Source organism: Sulfidibacter corallicola, assembly GCF_017498545.1.
Taxonomy (GTDB): Bacteria; Acidobacteriota; Holophagae; order Acanthopleuribacterales; family Acanthopleuribacteraceae; genus Sulfidibacter; species Sulfidibacter corallicola.
The window spans coordinates 7709469-7727537 of record NZ_CP071793.1; the positions used below are offsets into that span (position 1 = coordinate 7709469).

Sequence of the window (18069 nt, forward strand, 5' to 3'; positions counted from 1 at the left end):
TAGTTTCCCACAGATGGGATGGCACATAACACTGATATCAATTTCACAATCCGTTCTCCCCACTCTCCTGGAATATACCCAAATCGATCACCCTGCAAGAGCCGCGAATCTTCGAAGGGATGGGAGAACAGTACAGTTGTTTAATCGATAATTAGTTCTCATAATCCGTTGCTACTCACCCACTGTGACACATACGTAGATGTTTAGTATCAAATTTTTTAGAGGATTGTCGACAACTATCCTGACACGTCGGGACCCGTCAATGTTCTTTTATAATTAGAAAACGTATCTGAGTTTTTCTGCCAAGACACGATTCTTTGAACTCAGTTGTACTGTGAGGGATAGAGTCTGGCTTTCTCCAATCAGACCAACCTGATTTTTGAAGTTCTTTGACGTCAAAAGTAAATGCCATTTCTCCGGATTTGTAAAATATCGTCACTTCTCCGGTGTCTAAAACATCCATCTCTGAAGAAAATGTAAACTCTTGAGATAGAGAACGAGCTAATTCATCTTGTGAATAGGTTGTTCCCGAGAATCCATTGTACTCATCAATAGAGTAAACCTCTTCTAGTGGACAGTTGGAAGCAAAGCGGATTTCATACCTTACTCGATCCAAATTTCTGTTTTTTTTCAGCCCGAAATACAAAAAAATTGAAAAAATTAAAACAACAAACACTGAAAACCATGTTTTACTTTTACTTTCAATGTTAAGAAAACCATAAACAATGAACCCCGCCACTAAAGAGCCGATCAGTAATAGGAAGCAAGTAACAACCATAAACTCAGAAAAAGCTAACTTTCCGTCCCTGGATATTGCGGTTGTAATCTCCAGAGCATGATCTGTAAGAGATATTATTAAAGCAATCAGCAAGAGAGCGATCATGCTGAACGTAAAAGCGCCCAACATCCCCCAAAATATTCTGATCAAAGGTGCTTGAGACATTATTGCTCCCTAATCATTTTCATCAACCTGTTCAAATTACTGTCGCCAACATTTGGATCAAACGGGACTTCTTGGTTTTTCCAGCGCTCAAAGTTCGGGTAATGAATTTTTCTTTTTGACTTTTGGTAGGGTGAAAAAGATTCAAAAAATAATTCCAATCGATCTTCGATATATTTCCAATTGTACCCTATTGAATCATTAATATGATTCGCTTCATCCAATTTTGCTACTAAGATGCTATCATCTTTGTCTAGCTCAACTAGCTTTACGCCTGCTATTTGAGCTTGTCCTCTCATCCAGCTCAATGTTACGTTTGCAAGTAAACCTGGTTTATAGCCACCGCCTACATCTGAGTGAGCACCAGAAAACCACTGCTCCAAAATCCTAGGCTGTCCAGCTACTTCGTATATATCCACTTGGCCTTCATACTCTAAGACACTTTGAAGAGGAAAGTTTTTTCGATACTCATGTTTTGCTACAGCGTGTCTTGCATAGCGCACATTAGGAGGTATTGATAAATCAATATGTTTTGGAGTGAACTGGTATACATCTTTCCAAAGCCAAGTCATTGGTATACCTATCGATTGAACAGTATCATATACCCCTAAAAGTCTTATGCTTGGAGTAAAATGATAACTCCTTCCATCAATTTCAAACTCTACCCCTCTTTGATGGATCATATTGGCGAATGTTCTGGCAAGTACGCTACCCCTGCTAAAGCCGTATATCTCTAACTCTAAGTCGGCCTCCTCACCGGCTATTGCATTAGCAATTTGTTGCACATAATACTTTTCAAACCTTTGATACATCTCTTCTAGTCTCTCTTTTAATCCGTAGCCAGTGGCTCCTCCTATTGCTTTTCCATTTAATGTTTGTTCGACCCAATCGGCATCTGTAGCAATGGCTCCCGTTCCAGGTCCTCGGATGTATTCGGCATGAATTCGTGACTTTTTATAGAGATGCCAAAGCTTTACCACGTTGGTCTCCTGTTCGTCGATTGAAATATCTTTTTTGTTGTTCCATGTGCCATCGAAAAACCATCCAGAAAGCCCATTAGGGTCAATAAAGGAAAGCGGATTGCCAAACGCATAAGCATAAGGCTCTTTTGTTGAACTTGGGTCATACAAATCCGGCAAGCGATAGTCCGGGTTCAGAAAATGACCCAACCGCGGCGAGTAAAAGCGGTGATGCATGGAAATCAAGCCACTGGTGTGGTCGATGATATGCCCACTGAAGCCGAGGGGGCTGGTCTGAAAAACCCCATCAGGAGGAATTGAAAACCCTCGATTGGGAATTTGACCTCCCCACACTCCCAGATTCGATTTGGATGGGGGCTGTCCCCCATTGTCCGACTTAGTTGCCAACAGGTGCCCCCAGGGGCTGTACGGTGTGAAGAAAACGTCGCCACTTTCCGGATCCTTGTAAGCATAAGGAGTACCGAGATGATCAGTAAAGATGTAGTAACTGGGTCCCTTCTTTAGATTCTTCAAGATCACAGGGCCGAAGGGGCCATGTCCGATCGAATGAGTCCATTCAATGCGTGGATTTTCTCGAGAACCCCGTTGCAAGCCGATCGCAATCACCCGGCTACCGTGCCATGCGTACACGACCGGCACTTCTTGACCGGGCAATGCTGCACGCACCCTGCGGTGCTGTAAATCGTATTCGAACCGGTAAAGTGGACCCCCGATGTTCTCGATCTCGATGAGTCGGCGGAAGCCGTCCCAGCGATAAATCCTGGTATCATCTGAGCTTGTCTTTGCTTGAGTCAGGTGACCCAAATTTGGATTATAAGTGTACTTGTCTACCTCTAGAGTCGGAGATGGGGTTCCACCGCCCTCTTCATTTGTCGTACCGCAAATACCGTTACGGCGAATTTCGCTTACCCGCCGATTGTCGGCGCTGCTGTCTAAGCAGAACGCTTCATCCACCAGGGTTGCGCCGTTGAGGATTCGAGTCAGCCCAGCCAGGAGTTGGTTCTGAACTCCTCCGCTACCCGCTTGGTCATACCGTTCTTCGATCACGTCAGTGCCAAGGTCGCTGACGCGCTCGATATTTACTCCTGTAAGGGTCAAATCGGGGCTGTAGCTCGGTGTCCACACTTCTTCCAAGCCCGGGCCGCGTCGCCTTATCTGGGTAATCACCCGGTCAGGCGGGCCCCCAGTACCAGGCGCAGGGCACGTCTCATTCAAACCCCGGGTCTCCCAATCCAAGTCCAGGAGGTAAGCGCCTCCTTCCGATTGAATACTCTCCAGGTTGCCCTCAGTTGTACGGCTGATCGTGAACTCTGTGCCGTCACCCCAAATCATCCGGCCGAAAATTCCCTGCGACCAGCCTTCAAATGCCACACTCATATCACCGACGGTGACCCGCGTTTGGTTCCCCTGCTCGTTCCACAAAAAGCTAAAGCTCAAGGGATGATCTCCTCCCGGCGTGGAAAGTTCGAGTTTGTTCACATAACCATAAGGGTCATATCCATAAGTGGTTGTAATGCCGTTGGGGTCCGTCTTGCTGTGGATGCGGAAGGGATCTACCAGCGGATTTCCCCCCCCATCTCCTGCTTCTCCATTTGATCCGCTCCCGTTGTCGCCGCTTCCCGAACCACCCTGTCCGTTAGCATTGGATTCGCCATCATTACCACTTTCAGCCACATAGGTCCATTCTTGCCATGTTGCATTTCCACGGTTTACCGACTTGAGGCGACAGTCGACACCACTCGGGTAAACAAAGGACCACGTCTCACTCAGGTATTCATCCGTAATGCTATCGATTTTTACTCCCTGGTAATCATAGTGCCGAAGCCTCTGCCCCCCAACCAGAACATTTTTCACCCGACTGTTGGCATCATAAGTGTAGGTTTTGACCTGTAAGCCTGGGTGATGAACCTCGCTGAGACGGCCCTGTTCGTCCACTTGGACTTGCACCGCGCCAGGCAGGTTCAACAGCTCTCCTCCTTTCTGGAAAACCTGCAGTGTTGGACCAGCCCCTACCTGTAGCGTTTCCACCGCCCCCCATTCGTTATAGGTGTAGTGGCTTGCTGGTTGATTTCCCTGCTTCAAACACACCAAATCACCCTGGGGATTGAACTTCAGTTCGGTGGGTAAACCGCTTTTGGGTCGGTAGTTAACATTGGCGGGTTCTCCTCCTTTGTGGTAAGTGGCGTCGATAATCAAACGCCCCTGGCCCACGTCGATCCGCCTCGGTCTCCCCAGGTTCCAATCGCTGAAGGAAACCGGCTCGGCTCCCCCGGCGATGCTTTCCAATAGGTCGTTAGTTTTGTTGTAATTCATGGTCAACGAGCGGTCAGACGTTTCGAATCGAGCGACTCTACCAGTACCGTCGCGTGTGATCCGTTGCACGGGTTTCTCGTTGCGCTGAATCTGTGTCGGTTTTCCATAAGCGTCGAAGAGCACCGTGTGATCTTCGCAATTCGGTTTTTGGATGTTGACTTGACTACCGTATGATTCCCAATTAATTGCGTAGCGGTTGTATAGGTAGTCCTGCACTTCAGTCACTTCACTTTTGAGCGGATCCTCAGTGACTGTGGTACGGAAGCCCTTGCGGGTAGTCGCCGTCGTTCCGGTGGTCGCATCCCAAGAGATATTGGTTTGGGTTCGATCTCCCATCCAGGACCCGAATTGTGTGTTCAGCACAGAGGAGTTGCCGTCTCTTTGGAACAAAGTAGGAGTCCCGTCTTCACCACGGTAGGGCGCCCCAATCGACTGGATGTCTGCCACCAAGTTGGTTTGGTCATCATAACCATAGGACAACACCAGGCCGCGTGTATCCGTCATTGACGCCATCCGACTCTTGTTATCGTAGCTCGCGTTCCAGCTTAGGTTGTCCAGCGAGGTTCCACCTTCGATCCGACCCAAACTGTCGAACTGAAAACTTTGAGTGCCCACCTCGACAGAGCTCCCTTCGCTATAATCAAACAGTTTCACAATCTCGGGCGCACCAGTGAAGTGATAACTGTCAACCTTTATGCCCGCTATGCCTACATCCGCGGCGGCAAGGTTGCCATAGCCGTCGACCGAATACCGATCGATTAAAGTTCGGTTTTGATCCTTTTGCTCGATCATTAGTCGGTTTTCAAGCAGCGAGACTCGGCGAGAAAATGCTATGGGCTCGGCTAAGCCCCCTTCGTTTTCAGTGAAGGAGTAAGAGAGCCCGGCAGTGTCTGAATAGGCCAAGGTGCTTTTAGTCCCGCGAAAACCGTCAGCCGCCGTTACCTTCTTATTTGCGGCTTCATAAGAAAACACGATGGCCGGCTTCTGATTGTCATCCTCCGCCTTCCGTTTCGCGCCACTCGTACCAGTGCCATCGCCTCCGTCGCCACCATCCGTGCCACCGCCCTCCGCTTCAGCGATCTGGGTGACCCTGCCGAAGGGGTCGTAACTCAGTTTCACCTTGCCCACGTGGGGCATGGTGGTCTCCTCCACTCGGCCCAGGACGTCGGTCTTCAGGTGGATCGGAGGGCCAGGTTGGCCTTGCAGGGTGACCGTGGCACCCGCGACCGCGATGCCTTTGCCGTCCACGGGCGCGACCTCGTACTCTGTCCGACGGATCCGGTCGTCGACCGTGAGGATGTGATCCGTGTCGCCGTAGTACGTGTAGCTCACCAGCTCGCCGAATTCGTCGTGAATCGAACGCAACCGGCTCAGCGCATCGTAGTTGAAGGAACGCTGTTCCTCATCCACCCCCGGTGCGGTTCGGGTCTGCGAAACGATTCGGCCCATGGTGTCCAGCAGGGTCGTGGTTTTGATGTCGGTCCCCGCTTCCGTGATCACCATTTGGCGATGGTTTCCCACCACGCCGTAATCGTAGGTGACCTTGTGACCGAGGTCCGCGCGCTCGATTTGGGTGGGTCGCCCCAAGGCGTCCCGGAAGATGGTCGTGTGTTTGCCGAGGCGGTTGGTCGATTGCGTTTCGCCGAACGCATTGACCTTGGTGGTCGTCAGGTCCTGATCGGTTCCTGGCAACCGAAGCGTCAATGTGCTTGGCGACTTGAAGTGTACATCGCCGTTGATCGGTCGGTAGTGATGGGACCCCGTCGATCCGGAAACCAAACCGAGCAGGCCCGTCGTCTGGAGCGGGACGCCACTTTCGCTGATCTGGGTCACCACCGAGGCGGTCCCGTCCGCATCCCTGAGTGTCACCGTTTTGGGGACGACCTCGCGTACCAAGGCCTCGCCCAGCGGGTTGGTTTGGCTTGCGATGTCCCGCGCAAATTCAGGGGCCGTGTGCCACGTCCACTGCCAGGTTCCGCCGTCGATTTCGTGGTGGGTCTTGCGGCCCTGGGCATCGTAGTCAAAGGTCTGGTCCCGCATGCTGTTGCCCGTGAGGAACCAATCGAAACCCGCAACGGCCCCCGCCAATCCTTCCAGCGGGGTGAGGGCCCGGCGCGCCCAGGTGAGCGAGAAACTCCGGCTCTCCTCACCTTGAAAACTGTAACCGCTGCTAAGCCAAACACCTTCGGTCTCGCCGAAGGTCACGGTGTAGGCCGGAACCGCATCGATTTGCGCCAAGGTGGCCGACGTCACGCGGCCTGCGGCGTCCAGCGCCCGCGTGATCTGACGGCGGGCCGCCCCATCGCCGACCTCGCTCACCGTCAGGCTGTCCGCTTGACCATAGACCGCTTCGAACACCACCGGGTCCGCCACGCCCGACGCCTCGATGCGTTCCAGCCGTTTCAAGGCGAACCGGCCCACCTGCGCCAAGGGCGGGCTCCAGGTGAGCTGCACATTTCGGGGCTCGGGGTTGCCGTCCTCTTTCAACGAAACCTGGGTCAGGTAGCCCGAGCCGTCATAACCGTAGACCGCCGTCGCCGACAGGCTGGGCACCCGCTGGGTGGCGATCCGTGTCCCGGCCCCGTCGGAGAGGTAGGTTCGCGTCACGCGGCGTTCGCCACCGCCGTCGTTGGGCAAGTCGTGGAGCGTTTCGGGATACCGTTCCTTCGCGGTGGCCCACATCCGGTTGCGCCAGGGCCGGTCCTGCCGGGACTCGAGCAAGGTCTCGGTGAACAGCGGGGCCGGCGCCTCGCCCAGGAAGCCGGGTCGCATCAGCGGCAGACGCAATCCGTTGCCCTGTTCGTCGTCTTCCCGGAATCCCGTGTTGAGGTCGGCCAACACATGCTTGTACTCCGGCCAATCGAACCGGCTAAACAAGGTGAACGCGAGATTGCCGTCGTGGATCAGGACCCAGGGATCTTCTGCCTTTGGCCGGCGCAGACTGCTGAGGGGGTCGTGCCGCAGCCGCGCGGTCTTTCCTTCATCCGTGACGTCGGCTTCCAACTGGAACCGACCTGGCTGCTCCAGAATCAGGCGGGCGTGGACGTCGGCCTGAGCCAGCGCGGCCTGGTTTTGCGGCAACGTGCCGGGCCGCCACCAAGCCGGCATGGCCTGGTAGAGTCGGGTGCCGTCGAGCATGCCGACCCCGTACGCCCCCGGGCTGAACGCGTAGTCGCGGGCGTGGACCCGGGTCAGCGACAGGTCCACCCGCGGGTCCCGGGCGCTGAGCGCCAGATCCTGCTTGAACAGGTCCGGCGCGCCGGCCACCAGGTCGAGCCCCGCTTCGGTCCGGTAGGGGTCGCGGTATCGCGTGGCCGGCGGCCGCCAAGCGATCAGGAAGGCCGTCGATTTCTGGGCGCGAATCTGACCATTGCGGTTGACTTTCCAGTGGACCTTCCCCGCAAGGAAGCCGCGCTCACGTAGGGCCCGCGCCTGGGTCTGCAGGTACTCGGCCAAGGCTCCCGTGTGGAAGCCGACCATGCGGTTGGTTTCAATTTGGGCGCTGGTGAAAGTCTTCGACCATCCCGCGCCGCCTTCCACCTCGAAGGTCAATTCCAGGGTTTCCTTGGGGAAGAGCTCCACTTCGTAGCTGCCCACCTCGGTCGTGAAGGTCAGTTGCGGCGTGCCGCCGCCCTCACTGAGGTCGAGGTCGGTGGCGTACAGGACCGCATAGGGTTGGTGGGTCAGGAAGAAGCGCGGCTGGTTGCGCCGGTTGCCGCTGTCGTCTCTGAGCACTTCGCCGCTCTGCCATTGGGCCAGGTCGTAGGCCAGCCAGCCGAAACTGCGATAGTCGACCACCCGAAGGGGCAGGCGCTGCAGGCTTTGATCGCTGCTGCTGTAAAACAGGGCGCCATCATGCAGGAACAGGTTGTTGGCGATCGGCGCCCCGCCTCCCTGGCCAACAATGGTGGCCAAAAACAGCGCGTCCTCGGCAGGATCGGTAACCACGTGCTGTTCCGCGCCGGTTTCGAGGATGTGCTGGAACACGACTCGCAGATCGCAGACCGCGATCACCTGACCGCTGCCGTTCTTGGTGGTCACGGCAAGCAGACCGTGGTCGCGGTCCACTGCCAGATCGATCATCCCCTGGGGAAAGACCAGGGTAAAACGGGGCTTGGTGACTTCGTCGAGCAGCGGCGTTTCGGGCAGGTCGTAGAGATAGACGAACCCGCCCCGCGTGGCGCTGTGCTCGCCGTAGACCGCAATGTCGCGGTTCCGCGCGGCCAGCCCCGACTCGGTGCGTTCGATGAAGGCAACGTTCTCGGCCACGCCGACCCGCATTCGGCCCAATGCCCGGCGGCCCGGTGCTCCGTTCGGCGTGACCACATCTTGAACCGGCGGGAAGACCGTGCGCAGCAGCGCACGCGGGTCCCAGTGCTGGGCGACTGGGACCACCAAATCGTTGGCCTGGGTGTCGATCCGGTGGGCACCGGGATAGGCGTAGGCCACGGTGGCGAAGGCCAGTTCGAAGCCCTCGCGGGCGCGGTGGCGGAACCCGGCGACCTCACCGATGCCCGACGGGTTCAGGTAGCGCGCCACCGGTTGGTTTTGGTCCCAGAGATACTGGAACCGGTCCGGCGCCACCCCTTGTGGCGAGAGGGCCGCCTCGGCAGCGACCTGGGCCAGGAAGGGCCGGAGATCGCGCACTTCGGTGAATCCCAAGGGACCGGCAGCCTGGATATCCAACCACCCGGTGATCAAGTACGGCCCGATGGCATCCACGGCGCCTTCCTTGATCCACTGGCGCGCTCGCACCTGACCGAGCTTGACCAGTTTCCCGCCCTGAACCTTCAGCAGGTGGAGCAGCGAGGTCACCTGAAACGGCGAGTTGAACTTGACCAGGATCAGGGTCCCGCTCGGGAGGCGTTTGAGCCGCTCGCGGTTGCCGCGTTCGACGCCCAACACCTCTTGCCCCGTTTGGGCTTCCAACGACTGGGGTGCGAACAGGGCCACGTCGGCGAAGTGGAATCCCGGCGCGCGAAACGTGGCCGAGCTGATCAGCGCGGTTTGCCCGCTGGTTTCGTCATCCGCCCCCGTCGCACCGATGCCGTGGGTGTTGATTAAGTCCACGCGGTACTGGCTGGCCTCCGCGCCCGGGGCCGGGTAAGCATGGACCACGATGTTGCGGTAGGCCGTGTAGGCGTGGTCGGCGGTGGTCCGGCTGGTCACCTGGTCGCTGCGGGCATCCAAGGTGCGGAACCGAGCGCGGAAAAAGGGCTGCGCCTCGCCGCGAAGGTCATACTGGGTCAACCGGTCGCCGTCGCGGTCGACCAACCCGCTCACGTCCAGTTGGTACCCGGTCGCGAATTTCAGGCTTCCGGCCGGGTACATGACCAGCTCGGTGAGGAAATCGTCCGCCTCGATCGGGATCCCACGGCCGTCGGTGAACACCAGCGTGACCGGGTCGCCCCCCTGCGGTGTGACGACCACGGTTTCGGCGCTGATCCCCGAGACGGGTTCGCTGAACTCGAGGTACATCGGTTCGGCGACCAGGATGTCGGTTTCCCCGTCGTAGGGTTGGCTGGAAAGGACCATCGGCGCGACGTTGGCGATCGAGGCGCCGGCCTCCCCGCGTTTGAGAAACAGGTGGTGGACGAAGTCCTGACCCTCAGCGGAGGCTTGGTCGAACACGCGCAAGGCCGCCTTGAGATGGAGGTTGCCGGCCAGGTCGGCGGGGCCGATGGTGACCGGGATCTGGATGGGGAACTCGGTCGGCTTGAATTCGGTGGTGGAGGTCCGGTTCTCCAGTCGCAATTCGACGCGATCCAGCGGGCGGTCGGCCTTGACGATGGCGCGCAGGTGACGGGTGGGCGTGGGGTTTTCGGCACCTCCGAGGTGCAAGGCACCCGTGCGCTGAAAGATCTGGGTCTCGCGGTCAGCCACCACGAGGTTCCCCTCGTCATCTTCCTCCACGACCTGCCAGTCGATGCGCACGCGGGCCTGGCTGCGGGTGTCGCCTTCCTCCGGCCAAGGTAAAAGCCCCTCGTGGACCGAGAAGATCCCGGCGCCGGAAAGGCGCATGGGTGAGAACTGACCGGTCGCTGGGTCGAGGGCGTAGAGGGCGGGCAGCCGAACGCCGACCTCCGTAGCCAGGACGGCACTGCCATCGGTGCCGGTGACACCCAGGTAATCGAAGTAACGCGCGTCGCCCTGCGTACGAAGGCGATACACGTAGGCGCCTTGAATGGGGTAGAAGGCGGTGTCGCCGTCCATGAAGCGTTCGCGTTGGTACCAGTCCGGTGTATCTTCGACCCAAAACAGGTTGCCGTAGTTTTCTTGGGTGGCTTCCCGCACATCCTGGCGCAGGGACCGGGTGGTGACCGGCTGGAGCGGGCCGCCGGCATAGAGGGCGAAGGCCATGCGGGTGGCCCCCGACAATCCCAAACCAAAGGTCAGGATCAAGCCGCTGAACCGCTTGGCTTCGAGTTTCCGCTTGGCTGCGGAGACGGTTTGGCCGCGCTCGAAAGTGCCGCCGACGATCGCACCCCAATCCATTACGGCCATGGTCGGCCGCGTTTCCCGAAGCGCCGGTTGGTGGGGATCGAGGGGCACGGCGAGTTCGGGGCCCACGGCGAGCAGGGCCAGGTTGGGATCGGCCAAGGCTTCGGGGCCCAGGGTGAAGGAGAGCCTGCCGTTCAGGCGGGGCAAGGGGCCGCCATCCACCGTTTCCACTTCCAGCGCCTGAGCCACGGTGCCATTGGCTACCGCATTGGGGATCGGGAGGCTGGTGAGGCGGTTCAGAAGAGTTGCCGGGTCCGCGGCGCGAAACGCCACCTCGCGCCCGATGCCGTGCACGACGGCGTCGATGTGCACCCGGATCTGGGCGTTCAAGTCGAACTGAAACGGTTGCGCACCGAGGAGGTACTGGTTGGGCCCGGTCTGGACGGTGTCCAATTCAAGACGGGCGACCTTGCCGTCAGGCGTGGTGGCGACCAACTGGAAGCGATCGCCCAGGTCCCCCTGAAGGCCGCGTTGATAGCCGCCGGCGGTCAAGATTTCGGTAAGGGACCACGCCGATTCGAGGTTGACCAGCCGCAGTTCCGTGCCGGCCGGGTAGGCGTCGGCCGGCGCCTGAAGCGAGAGCTGGTCGCCGTCGGCCACGAGGGTGAAGCGCTGCAGGGAAAGCGAGCCCGCAACCGCCCGGTTCGCGGTTCGGAACGAGAAGCTGGTGGCTTGACGGAGGTGGACATCTTGTCGGTTGCGAAGCTGCGTGCTGATCTCGAGTCGGTACTCGGTGTCGTCGGCGAGCGGGGACCGGGGTCTCAGGGTCACCGACAGAAAGTCCTCGCTTTCGCGGACATGGAGCGGGACGGGCTCGTCGTTGGGTGCGCGGAGCACGATGACGCCAGGCCACTGGGCGTCCCCGTAGCGCAGGGGGTGGGAGAAGGTCAGGGAGATGGTGGCATCGCGGGCCACATGGGCTTGGTTGTGGGCCGGGCTATGAGATACGAGCCGGAAATCGGGGGGACCGAGGGTGAGTTGCACATCCGTGCGGAGGTCCTCGGCGCTGGTATCGTCGAACGCGGCTTCGGCGAGGCGGCCCGTGGCGGGATCGGTCGCGGTGACGGTCTGGGCATGGGGCCACTGCGGCAGGAAGAAGCGAAAACTGCCGGGGGCCGCGTCGGGTGCTGCTGCAAAAAAGGCGACTTTGGGCGTCGGTTTCCCTGCCCCGCCGAAGCCGGGATGCTCGGGTGCGTACTTGGAGAAGCCATAGGTCCTGAAGGGGTTGGGGGCCTTGGCCCGCGGTTTCTGGGTGGGTTGACGCTTCGGGTCGTTGGCGGTGCCCGCGGCCGTGACGGAGAGACCGACCCAAGGGTGGCGATCCGTGCGCACGACCACGTCGCCCACCGTCGCTCCCCCATCGGAAACGTGGCCGCGCAGCTCGGTGATCGGGAAATCGAGGGCAACCAGCGCGAAACTGCCACTATCGTGGAGGTCGGTCTGGGCGGGGTCGTTGACCCAAAGCCTGTCCTCCTGCCGGAGCCGACCCGCGTAGACCCACGTCTGGGCGTCTCGCCGCCGCAGGAGGATCAGGGACACGGCATCAGGCCCGGAAAATCGGAGCCGGGGCGCCGATGCAAGCGCCTGACTGGTGTGAAGCGTGAACCCCAGGGCATGGGCTGATCCGCCGACCAGGGGCGGGATCAGGCGTTCATCGAGTTGGACTTGGATGGCTCGGGGTGCCTCGGGGGTCGGCCCGAAATCAAGAACCAACCGCCCCAAATCGTGAACCGAGGCGTAGCTGAAGCTGGGCCGCTCCGAGGTAACGGGGAGCGGATTCATGAAAATGGAGGCGGAGGTGGTGTGGCCCCGCTCGATGGAGCTGTGGGCCCGTAGGCGCAGGGAGCCGGTGACCACGGGTTGGCCGTCGTCGAAATGGCCGTAGTGGTAGGCCAACAGGTCGAGGTCGTAGTCTGGCAGAATGGACTCGCCGCCGATGAAACGGTGCACTTCCCGGCAGCGAATCACGCCCAGGGCCGAGCCCGTCGGGACGCCGGAGGAGTGGAAGGTGACGCGGGTTTGGGGTTCGTCGAGGATCGAGACCCTTTTGGGGGAAAGGGAAAGGTCCAACCCCTCGCGGAAGGTGATGTATTCGGTGGTGTCCCAGATCAAGGGGTCACCGATCGCCGGTACGGGCTCGCCCAGACGAGGATCGCGGTAGACGGCCAGGTAGAGTCCGGGGCCGGCTTGGGTCCAGACGGCGTCGAGCCGGGACCCTTGCGTGGCCAGCCGAGCGGTGGTGGTCCAAGCGGGGCTGGGCGGCGGCGCTGCTTTGAAACGTTGCTCCAGGTTGTAGGCGGGATGGATTCGGGCAGCGATTCTTTGCTGTTTGGGGGCAAGGGCCGCGGAGCCTTGTTTGGGGTGTGGTGCGAAGGCTTTGGCCTGGGGAAGGTTGAACTGGGTTGGGTCGAGTTTGAGCAACCAAACGTCACTGTTGGGCGGCAGCGCGCTGGGCAAATGGGAGAAGCGGGCTTGAAGCGTGCCTCGGCCGGTGACGTCGGTCAGTTCGAAGCCGCCCAACGGCGCGTAGCCCAGCGGCAACAGGGCCGGCAGCGCCTGGGCCTCGAAGGGGGTGATGCGCGCCGTGCCGCTGAAGCCGGACAGCGTCAGAAGGAGCCCGGCGTCTTCGAAGGGCTGCTGGGTGGAGACCGGTTCGTTCCGGCGGGTCACGCGCAAGTCAAAGAAACGGGTGCCTTGGCCTGGCTCGGAAAAGCGGACCCGGGCGAGCGGCAACCACTCGGGGGCATTGACGCGGGCTAGGATCGGCGAGCCGGAGAGAAACGCTTGAAAGCGACCAAGGGCGTCGGTGGTGACGGTGACGGACGAACCGCCGGAGCCCGTCATCAACTGGACGGGCAGGTCGGGGACGGGGTAACTGGTGGCGTCGTCTAGGACCGTGCCGAAGACGTACTGCGGATGGGCCACCGCAAGGGTGCCTTCGAATTGGGCGCGGTTGCCGAACCGGTCGCGGACCGTCAAGCGGATCAAATGGCTTTCTCGGCTGCCATCATCTTCGAAGTCGGCGGAGAAGGCGGTGTCGTCCTGGCCTTGGTGGACCAGTGCCTCGTCGAGATAAAGGTCCCACCCGACGACCTGGTCGGCGGGGTCGAAGGCCAAGGCGACGGAGAAGGAACCGCGGGCGGCCACCGCGTCCGGAAGGCTTAGGGAGGCGTCCGGCGGGATGGTCTTGTGGTGAACAGCCAGGGTGTGGCTGATCGCGTTGCCGGCCTCGTCGATGGCGACATAGGTGAAGGATTGGGTTCCTGGCGTGAGTGGCAGGTCGCGGTCGATGAAGACCCCGTGCTGATGGGGAACGGGGGTGCCATCGCGGGTGAGGGCCAGGGATTCGGCCAGGAGATCGATGGCGCGGCCGGAGACGGTGATCGTGGGGGCGTTGGTGTAGGTTTCGGGGAGCGGGGCGGAAATCGAGATGTTGGGAGGTTGGGTGTCGCGGAACAGGACGAGCTGCTGCCGGACGGGTTCCTGGTCGGGCGCGGTCGCGGTGAGGTCGAAGGTGTTGCGCCCTTCGAAGAGGGTGACCGGCAGGCTGAAGCGGCCGTCGTGATCGAGGGTGAGGGCGGTGCCGTTAAGCGAAAGCGTGGCGTCGACGGGGGTGACCGTGCCGGAAATCGTGGCCTCGGCCTCGGCCCGGAAGCGGGCGATCTCGTCGAGCGCGATGGCAAGCGTTTCCTGAGCAAACGCCGAAAAACAGAGTCCGAACAGGAGGACCGGAAACAGGATCAATCGCTTGATGCACATGGGACATACCTCACAAGAAAATCATACAAAAGCTGCAGGGGTTTCAGGCGATCATAAGGTGGTTTTTCACGCAGAGCAATCAGACGGTTTTTAAAGGTATCCGGTGAAGCTGATTGATTTTTTTCATGAAAAGGTATCCAAGGTTGCTGGTTGAGGCTGCACTCCGTTGAGTTAGTACCCAGGCCTATTTATGTTGTCCCGCTAGGTTACCGGCTCATTTGGCGTTTAGTTTTTTTGGGTGGCATCTCTTCAGTTTAGATGATTCAGAGCTTCTTGGCCCCTACAGTTTGAACTATTCGGAGGTTTGGCCCACAGGATTTAGGTGTCAACCCATTTCGTCGTGTTCGGCCTTTTCCCCAAAAGGAAAAGTCGGTGGCTTTGGGGAATGGGGATGATCTCTCCCTATCGAGTTGCCCCTCTTACCCTTCTTGAGCCAGAAGCCGCGTTTGATACACGGGTCGGCGTTCACGGGACTTGGCCAACCGCGAAGCTACTGGGGGAGCATCTGATTTGGCCGATTTGGTCAGGAATCAACCGGAGGTTTTCTGGGAGTTTTGGTGGCAGGGTCGAAGGAGGGGATTCGGTTAAGACCACGTTGCTGGCGTGATGGTCGGCAAGCGAAACAGCTCTCCGAGTGGGCTCGTGTTCATCCTCGGTCAGTGCGCCGCTGAATCGACAGAGCGAATTGAGGTGAAAAGCAAGGCGACCGGCATCACCAAACCGCACGTTGTCGTGCAACGCACATCCTTCCTTTGGACTATCAGCATGAGGCCCTGTCAACCCACCGAGTGAACCAAACCCCGGTTACCATTTCACATGATGCATTTGGACCTGAATAAACCCCGCTTGTCGAAATGCCTTCTTGAGAAACCATGCTTGCTTATGGAAGAATGAAAACTTGCGCTTCGTTCAGTAAAAAATACAACCTCGAAAAATAAGACTCCATGGCTAAACAGCAGCTCCCATCAACCCTTCTTTTCTTGACTCTCGATCCTAGGTCTTTTTATACCCCGGCATCAATAGCCGATCTTGCGGCAGGAAATCGAGATCGGATCAGGCGATTGCTGTGTAACTTTTCGCAAAAAAACAATTTTCCGGGGTTTGAAATCAGAAAAGGCAGATCACCAGAAGATTATCGAAGAGAGCAGCGGTCATCCTACGGAAAGATTGGCGATTTCATTGATACACAGAAAATTTTGTATCGAGGTCGCGAGTTCTTGGGCTACTCAGGGGCTGTTTGGTGGGTTCAGTCGGGCCACGACGCTCTGAAGTGTGCTCTTTTTTGTTGTCTTGCAATCGATTACTGCGATTCGAATAGAGATTACGCTGCTGATGAGCTCTTGAACCTATTACCTTGCAACCCTTTTAAACCAAAAGAGTTAATGGCTTTAACCAAACAGCTCGGCAATTTTTTGAAGTTCCATGGCTATGTTGAAACATCGGTCTCAGGTCAGGGCTGGAAATCCATGGTGGGCCAAATGCCCATCAAAATTGCCAAAGAATGGGCTTTAGGAACAGCGGATCTGTGTTCTTTCGTTCCTCCACCAACGGAGCTTCAGCAAGCCTTACGAAACAGCATCATTCAGCAAGCGCCGCTGGATGTCCCTTTGGTTTCTGATTCTCCATCCACCGCACAAGTCGAGGGAGGCAAACCTGATCACCAGTTTGACCAGGGCCTTCCATGTTCACAGACTTTTAAAGTGCTAAATAAAAAGCATTCTGGGATTCCTTCTGAAAGTCGACAAGAGACGATCATAGGTCGCCGAGATCTACGAAAATGGAAAAAGGTCACTCTATGGTGTCTAGCTATCTTTAAGCCTACCAAGGGGCCTCAAAGCAATAGAAAGCGGGTCAGATCGGCATCCTTCATCGCCTTGCTTCTCATAATCAACCTGTTTCCTCAACTGACCGAAACAGAAAAACATACCCACTCAAGCAATGCAGGTGGTGATATGGTGTCGAACAGCCCCTTTTTCGAGATCGATCAAGTGAAAATTCCGCCTTCTTCGATTCCTCGCCGGGGAGCAGATCACCAAGAAAACCCAGAAACACCCAATGCAGACGAATATTCCTGGGTTGATTTGTGCGTCAACAAAGAGCTTTCAAACCCTACGCTTTAGTGGTCGTTTTATGGGAATTCGATAGGTGGATCTACGGGGGGGTCTAGTGGATTTTTCGGGTTGTTCGACTCGAGGGTACCGTTTTCTTGAGCCAATTTGATTGCTTCAGGACTAATGGTCGCAGAATCTAGATCAGAAAAACGAGTCTGATTTGCTGAAAACTCGGCGATGTTATCTGGTTGAGTTTTGGAAAGAGCATTTATTCCAAAACTGTTTCCTAAACCTTGTATTTGCAAAGAGTTCCTCCGGCAGCGGTCAATATTTTGGTTCTACGCAATCCCAATTCAGGGCTTCTTCAAGATTAGATAATACGTAGATCAAGCCGGTTTTTTCAATATGCTCCCTCACGCGATCTTCATGAGTGCTGAAATCTGTCCCCTTGCATTTTTTGATGTAAATCCAGTTTATTTCCTGAATGATATGCTTTCCGTCTAGCCCCAAAGTTGACGCAATCTTTTGCGCTTCTAGATTCAACCGTTCCGCTTCACCAATTTGACCAAGGTGGATTTTGTAATAGGCTAGGGTTAAAAGAGATACTGCTAGGTTTTCCGCCTTGGCTTCCCCGGCTTCTCTGAAGTGTTGAATTTCCTTTTGGCAAAATGCGATGGCTGCCTTGATATTGCCTTGAGCATAACTAACACGAGCTTTGAAGTGAAAGAAATCACCCTCATTCGGAATTGCGTCGCCCGCTAGAGCGTCTATCGCGAGGTCCAAAAAGCGCTCCGCATCTCTCGGTTGCCGGTCATGCAAGTACGCTGAACAGAGAAGCAGGTAACACCGATGGGCCATTGGCCTATATCCCAGAATGACGTAAACATCGGCTGCGGAGTGAAGCATTTCCTTGGATTTCTCAAGGTCACCTTGCTTCAGGTGTACTCTTCCCAAGAGGTTGAGTGTAGTTGCGCGCAAAAATTGATTTTCCGGATACGAATCCAAAATGTATTCACATTTTTGGATTGGTGAGTCGGATTTTCCCTGGCTGTGTTCCGCCCAAGCGATGCCAAGTAGGTAAAAATGACTCCCTGTCTCGCGAAGGAGCTTACGAAATTTTTCCTCGGCAGCTTCAAATCCAATGGTGTTCGCATCTTGAATGATCTTAAGGAATATCTGCTCGGAATTGGTAGGAGGCTCCATGCGGGGAGGTGACGGAAGTTCGGATTCGAAAACCCCTGCCGAAATAGGTTGTTGGATTTCCTCTCGTAAATTCCTGTTGTCAATGTACAGCAAGGTTGTCATTGCAGAAAGAATTACCAGCAATACTCCCAATACGATGTGGCTCTTCATTTCCCCAAGCTCCTGCTTGATACAAAAAAGAATTGGATATTCATACCCTATCAAGAGTGCTTTTTCAAGGATTCGCCAGTTTTCATCGCAGGTGATGCGCTTTCTAAAGAGAGTTTTATGCCAAGTTCGTCACACAGTTAGTATTGACCTCCATTTTTGCTCGGTGACCTCC

4 protein-coding genes are annotated in these 18069 nt (G+C 57.0%); 1 reads left to right on the forward strand and 3 read right to left on the reverse strand.

All coding sequences use genetic code 11. The features are described 5' to 3' along the window. Positions 1 to 259 precede the first annotated feature (259 nt). Both J3U87_RS23725 and J3U87_RS23730 read right to left on the reverse strand, forming a co-directional pair. Positions 260 to 943, reverse strand: coding sequence for a hypothetical protein (locus J3U87_RS23725; RefSeq protein WP_237378264.1), 684 nt, complete (start codon positions 941 to 943; stop codon positions 260 to 262). After that, positions 943 to 14493 carry a phospholipase effector Tle1 domain-containing protein gene (locus tag J3U87_RS23730; protein ID WP_237378265.1) on the reverse strand — a complete coding sequence of 4517 codons (13551 nt, stop codon included), beginning with the start codon at positions 14491 to 14493 and terminating at the stop codon, positions 943 to 945. The genes J3U87_RS23725 and J3U87_RS23730 overlap by 1 nt, the downstream gene beginning before the upstream one ends. A 944-nt stretch (positions 14494 to 15437) precedes the next feature. On the opposite strand from J3U87_RS23730, the gene J3U87_RS23735 reads away from it, so the two are divergent. Beyond that, on the forward strand, positions 15438 to 16613 hold the full coding sequence (locus J3U87_RS23735) for a hypothetical protein (RefSeq protein WP_237378266.1): 1176 nt from the start codon (positions 15438 to 15440) through the stop codon (positions 16611 to 16613). Positions 16614 to 16868: 255 nt separating this feature from the next. On the opposite strand, the gene J3U87_RS23740 is transcribed toward J3U87_RS23735, so the two are convergent. Further along, entirely contained in the window at positions 16869 to 17897 is a 1029-nt protein-coding gene (locus J3U87_RS23740) for a tetratricopeptide repeat protein (RefSeq protein ID WP_237378267.1), read from the reverse strand. Between the last annotated feature and the right edge of the window lie 172 nt (positions 17898 to 18069).

Excerpts from the sequence above, each read along its gene's own strand:
- J3U87_RS23725 (WP_237378264.1), bottom strand. The coding sequence starts at position 943 with ATGTCTCAAGCACCTTTGATCAGAATATTTTGGGGGATGTTGGGCGCT.
- J3U87_RS23730 (WP_237378265.1), bottom strand. The coding sequence starts at position 14,493 with ATGTGCATCAAGCGATTGATCCTGTTTCCGGTCCTCCTGTTCGGACTC.
- J3U87_RS23735 (WP_237378266.1), top strand. The coding sequence starts at position 15,438 with ATGGCTAAACAGCAGCTCCCATCAACCCTTCTTTTCTTGACTCTCGAT.
- J3U87_RS23740 (WP_237378267.1), bottom strand. The coding sequence starts at position 17,897 with ATGAAGAGCCACATCGTATTGGGAGTATTGCTGGTAATTCTTTCTGCA.